Origin of the sequence: Longimicrobium sp., from assembly GCF_036554565.1 — a bacterium.
Lineage (GTDB): Bacteria > Gemmatimonadota > Gemmatimonadetes > Longimicrobiales > Longimicrobiaceae > Longimicrobium.
This window is the reverse complement of record NZ_DATBNB010000029.1, coordinates 1-5,427: the sequence shown is the minus strand read 5'-3', so window position 1 is coordinate 5,427 and position 5,427 is coordinate 1. Positions and strand designations below refer to the sequence as shown.

4 protein-coding genes are annotated in these 5,427 nt (G+C 70.0%); all 4 read right to left on the bottom strand.

Annotation, left to right across the window (positions count from 1 at the left end):
* Nucleotides 1-115: 115 nt before the first annotated feature.
* The gene (gene priA / locus VIB55_RS00900) at nucleotides 116-2,590 is read right to left on the bottom strand and encodes a primosomal protein N' (protein ID WP_331874776.1); all 2,475 of its coding nucleotides are present in this window, start codon (nucleotides 2,588-2,590) and stop codon (nucleotides 116-118) included.
* A 198-nt stretch (nucleotides 2,591-2,788) separates the two neighbouring features.
* Nucleotides 2,789-3,031, bottom strand: a complete 243-nt coding sequence (locus VIB55_RS00895; RefSeq protein WP_331874775.1) for a hypothetical protein — start codon at nucleotides 3,029-3,031, stop codon at nucleotides 2,789-2,791.
* Between the two features lie 135 nt (nucleotides 3,032-3,166).
* Entirely contained in the window at nucleotides 3,167-4,204 is a 1,038-nt protein-coding gene (locus tag VIB55_RS00890) for a dipeptide epimerase (protein ID WP_331874774.1), read from the bottom strand.
* Nucleotides 4,205-4,910: 706 nt separating this feature from the next.
* Nucleotides 4,911-5,427 (bottom strand): GvpL/GvpF family gas vesicle protein (locus VIB55_RS00885; protein ID WP_331874773.1); only part of this gene is annotated, 517 nt, incomplete at its 5' end.

Below are 5,427 nucleotides of genomic sequence, written 5' to 3'. Positions count from 1 at the left end.
ATGTTGTGGAAGCCGCCATCGTGAACACGAATCGCCTCGGATGAGCCATGTTCCGCGCCCATCCTCCGTAACCCGAAGAGCCTCAAATAGTTGCGGGACGCGACGCAAAACCGCGTTACAGCAGCGCGACGGGATCGCGGTCCAGCGCGATGCGAAGGTCGGCCTTGTTGGCGGGAATCCGGTACTTCTCGTAGAAGTAGCGCCCGACCTGTCCCAGCACCCTGGCGTTGGGAGAGCGCAGGATGAAGTGCCAGCGCCAGCGCGTGCGGATGCGGTCGATGGGGCACGGCGCCGGGCCGACGAGAACCACATCCGCCACCTTGCGCGCGGTGAGCAGGCCGGACATCCAGTCGGCGGCGGCGACGGCGGCCTCCTGCGTGAGCTGCTCGTCCACCCCGCTGACGACGACGTTGATCAGCCGAGAGAAGGGCGGGTAGGCGGGGTCGCGGCGGGTGTCGAACTCCTTTTCGGCGAAGCCCACGAAGTCGTGCTCCGTGGCGGAGATGATGGCGTAGTGGTTGGGCAGCGCCGTCTGGATGAAGACCTCGCCGCCCTTGGGTCCGCGTCCGGCGCGTCCCGCCACCTGCGTGAGCAGCTGGAAGGTGCGCTCGGTGGCGCGAAAGTCGGGAAGGTTGATCCCCGTGTCGGCGTTGATCACGCCGACCAGGGTGACGTTCGGAAAGTCGAGCCCCTTGGCGATCATCTGCGTGCCCAGCAGGATGTCGACCTCGCCCCGTTCCACCCGTCCCAGGATGTCGTGGTGCGCCCACTTTCCGCCGGTGGTGTCCACGTCCATTCGCGCGATGCGGGCCGAGGGGAACGCCTCCTCCACTGCGCGCTCCACCTGCTCCGTTCCCACGCCCTTGAAGCTGAGCTCGTCCGACCCGCACGACGGGCAGTGCTTGGGCGCGGGCTCCTCGTGAAGGCAGTAGTGGCAGGTCAGCCGGTGGCGCTTGCGGTGGTAGGTCAGCGACACGTTGCAGTGCGGGCAGTGCCACACCAGCCCGCACTCGCGGCACTGCACGAAGGTGGCGTACCCGCGCCTGTTGAGCAGCAGGATGGTCTGCTCCTGCTTGCGGATGCGCTCGCGGACGGCCTCCGCCAGGATGTCGGAAACGACCACGGGTGACGGCTCCTGCAGGGGGCCCGTGGTCTTCTTGATCTTTTCGCGCTCCTTGCGCAGGTCGACGATGCGGATGGGCGGCAGCGGCTGCCCGCCCACGCGATGGGGAAGCTCCAGCAGCGTGTACTTGCCGGCCTTCGCATTCGCCCAGCTTTCCAGCGCCGGGGTGGCCGAGCCCAGCAGGCAGACGGCGCCCTCGATGGCCGCGCGGACGACGGCCACCTCGCGGGCGTGGTACCGCGGCGCCTCGCCCTGCTTGTACGAGCCCTCGTGCTCCTCGTCGACGATGATCGCGCCTACGTTTTCCATCGGCGCGAACACGGCGGAGCGCGCGCCGACGACGATCCGCTTTTCGCCGGAGCGCAGCGAGCGCCACTCGTCGTACCGCTCGCCGTCGGAAAGGGCGGAGTGGAGAACGGCCACGCGGTCGCCGAACACGGCCTTGAAGCGCCCCACCGTCTGCGGCGTCAGCGCGATCTCGGGCACCAGGACGATCGCGGTCTTCCCCTGGCGATCCACCACCTCGCGCAGCAGCTCGATGTACACGAGCGTCTTCCCCGATCCGGTCACCCCGCGTAGCAGGAACGTTCCCGGCGTGGCGGTTCGGGATGCGTGCTGCAGGTGCACGATCACGCCGGCCTGCGCTTCCGTCGGCTTCAGCCGCGGGGCGATGCCATCCGGGATCTGCGCGTAGGGATCGCGGGAGACCTCCTCTTCCTCGACCGCGAGCAGCTCCTTCTTCACCAGCTGCCGGACGATCTCGGTGGTGAATCCCATCTGTCCGGTCAGGTGCGCCGCCTCCACCCGCCCGCCCAGCCCTTCGATCACCTCGTACGCCTCGCGCTGGCGCTTGGCCCTGCCGAACGCCTCTTCGCGGGCCAGCAGCGTCGGCAGGACCTGGGCGATCGCCAGCATCCGCCGGGTGCGGACCGGCGGCTGCTCGCGGGGGGCCTCGGTTTCCACGCGGAGGATCCCCTGCTCTTCCAGCCGGCGGATGATGGGCCACGACGCACGCTCGCCGAGTTCGCGGCGGACGCGCGCGACGGGCTGCGGCCCTTCGCGCCCGCGGAGGAAGTCGACCAGCTTCGCCTCATGCTGCGTCAGCCCCTCGTCACCCGGGTCGCTGGCCAGGACGATGAAGTCCGTGGAGGAATCGGCGAGGCCGGCGGGGAGTGCGGTGCGGAGCACCTGGCCCAGGGGCGCCAGGTAGTACTCGGCGATCCAGCGGCTGAGGCGCAGGACGGTGGGCGTGGCGGACGGTGTCGTGTCGAGGATGGCGGTGACGGGCTTGATCCGGTTCCCGCGCTGCGGCTCGTCGGCCACGCGGTCGATCCAGCCGATCTTTTCCTTGTTGGCGAACGGCACCAGCACGCGCGCGCCCGGCCGCGCGGCATCGCGCAGCTCGGGCGGAACCGCGTACGTGAAGGTGCGCGGAAGGGGAAGCGGCAGTGCGACTTCGACGAACAAGCTCAGGGCACAGGGAACAGGGTGCAGAGTACGGTCGGCAACAACGACAATCTGTGCCGCGCGGGTTCCCGTCGCGAGGGCCCCGGCTCGGCCCAGGAAGCTCAGCCCGGGACGGGAGCGAGTGACCGCAACGGAAAGCCCCGTCCGGCGCCGCTGACGCGTCGCCGGACGGGGCTCGGACGGCTCCGACGCTTCGGCTTACAACGGACAGACCGACGGGTCCGTCTCGCATTCCGGATTGCAGTACGTCCACGCGTGCCCCGCGGTCGGGCAGCCGTCGTCTGCCGAGGCGCAGACGTAGGGCGCGTACGTTTCGCAGCATTCCGTGGCCACCGCGTCCGTTTTCGCGTTGGCCAGCACCGTTCCGCCGCCCGCGTCCGGGCTCATGGTCGCGAACGACGCCACCTGGAGGTCGTTCAGGTCGAGCTTGATCTTACGCATCTGCCGGGATTCCGATTGGGGGGACAGCAATTGTTCGCGCAACGGCGTGAACTGGGTGACCCGAAAGGTAATCCCGTTTGCGCCGTCCCGCCTACCCCCCACCTTCAGCCACGGCACCGACCCTCGGCGCGAACCTTACTCCGCCCGCGTTACGCCCAGACCCGGCTCCCGATTGAAGCGCAGGGTTCCGTCCGCCTCCAGCCCCGGCCCGCGGAAGGGATCCGCTGCGAGGAGCGCGGCGCCATCCAGATCCACGTAGTCCACCAGTGGCGTGAGCTGTATGGCGGCGGCGATGCCCAAGGTCGACTCGATCATGCAGCCCAGCATCACGCTCATCCCATGCGCGCGCGCCGCGTGGACGATGCGGATGGCCTCGCGCAGGCTGCCGCACTTGGACAGCTTGATGTTCACGCCGTCCACTACGCCGGCCAGCTTCGCCACGTCCGCCGCGGTTTCCACCGACTCGTCGGCGATGATGGGCAGCGGCGAGTTCTCGCGCACCAGCTTCAGGCCGGCCAGGTCGTGCGCGGGGAGCGGCTGCTCCACGAACTCCACGCCGAACTCCTGCAGCATGGGCATGGCGGCGATGGTCTGCTTGGCCGTCCAGCCCGTGTTGGCGTCCACGCGGATCACCGCATCCGGCGCCTCTTCGCGGATCATCGCCAGGATCTCGCGGTCGCGCGGCGTGCCCACCTTGATCTTGAGGATGGGATAGCCAGCCGCCTCGCGCACCTTGGTGCGCATCACGTCGAGCTCGTCGATGCCGATGGTGAACGACGACCTGGGCGCGGACGCGGGGTTCAGCCCCCACAGCTTCCACACGGGCACGCCCAGCTTCTTGCCGATGAGATCGTGTAGCGCGCACGAGATGGCCACGCGCGCCGAGCCGTGGTGGGCCAGCGCGTGGTGAAGCGCCTCGTCGATCGTTTCCAGCGCGAACGGATCGCCGCCGGACGCGGATTGCAGCGCGCCGGCCAGGCGCGGCAGGACGGCGAGCACCGTATCCGCGGTCTCGCCGTAGAACGGCTGGGGCGACGCTTCGCCCCAGCCTTCGACGCCGTCCTCGTCGCGGATGCGCACCCAGACGAGCCGGCGCGAGGGCGGCGCCTTTTCGCGCGCGATGTTGAATGCGTGCTTTGTGTTCAGCTCGACGATCTCGAAGTCCAGCTTCATTCGGCTCTCGGTGGTGTGGTGGTTCCCCCTCCCCAGGCCCCTTCCCCGCATACTGCGCGGGAGAGGGGGAACTTCGTGCCGGATGGGGCTGGCTGCCGGTGCATGCCGCGGGTGGCCCCCCCCCCGGCCCCTCCCCCGCAAACTGCGCGGGAGAGGGGGGAACTTCGTGCCGGTGGGGTCGGGTGCCTCGCATGCGGCGGGAGCCCCCTCTCCCCGGCCCTCTCCCCCGCTTCGCAGGGGAAAGGGAGAATTCGAGTGCGGCTCGGCTGGGTTCCCGCACTCGGCTGGCTTCCTTCCCCCGCGCAGTTTGCGGGGGAAGGGTTGGGGATGGGGGGCGCCAGCCCGAGCGCCGGGCCTGCCTTCCACCACACCTCGACCCCGAAGTGTACACCCTCTCCCGCTTGCGGGAGAGGGTGGCACGCGTGTCAGCGCGGCCGGGTGAGGGCCCCACGGCAGCCGAGGCCTCGGCTACGGAGACCGCTGTCGCGCCCTGACTCGTACGTATCCGCGGCTAGATCCTTCGGCCCGCGAAGTGTCTGCTACGGGCGAGTTCGGTGCGCCTGGGCCTCAGGATGACAGGCTCGTCGGTGGTTCCCGTGTCCAGATCGCGATTCCCGCAGATTCCCGCAGATTCCCGCAGATTCCCGCAGATTCCCGCAGATTCCCGCAGATTCCCGCAGATTCCCGCACTCACGCACTCACGCACTCACGCACTCGGCGTCACAGCGTGCATGTGCACGAAGTCGTACGCGGGCCAGGGGCCGGTCAGGTCCAGAGCCAGCGCGCCGTTCAGGTGCCCCAGCACCTCCGCGCGGTCCTGGAACGCGACTGACGCCGAGCGCTCTACCAGGAACGCCGCGCTCAGCACCCCGCCCGCGGCCGGCGCCAACGTCATCGCGCCGGCCGAGATGCGGCGCAGCTCGGCGTAGATGTGCGTCGACAGGTCCAGCGCCATCTGCCGGGCGAGCCCCTGCTCCGTCACTCCCACGTGAAGGCGGAACTCCCACCGCCCCGCCACCCGCTCCAGCGCGCCGTGCAGCGCCGCGTGCGACTCGGCCAGGAACGCCCGCACGTCGTCTGCCGAGTCGAACACGACGCCCACCGGCGCCGGGGCCACGTCGCCGCGCAGCAGCGCCCGGTGCACCTCCCAGTGCCGCGCGGTCACGTGCTCCGGGGCGGCGTCGGCGCCGGGCGCGGGCGCCGGGGCCACCAGCGCGGCCAGG

What these genes read in the sequence shown, in the direction of transcription:
- VIB55_RS00895 (WP_331874775.1), bottom strand. Translation starts at nt 3,031, where the DNA reads ATGCGTAAGATCAAGCTCGACCTGAACGACCTCCAGGTGGCGTCGTTC.
- VIB55_RS00890 (WP_331874774.1), bottom strand. Translation starts at nt 4,204, where the DNA reads ATGAAGCTGGACTTCGAGATCGTCGAGCTGAACACAAAGCACGCATTC.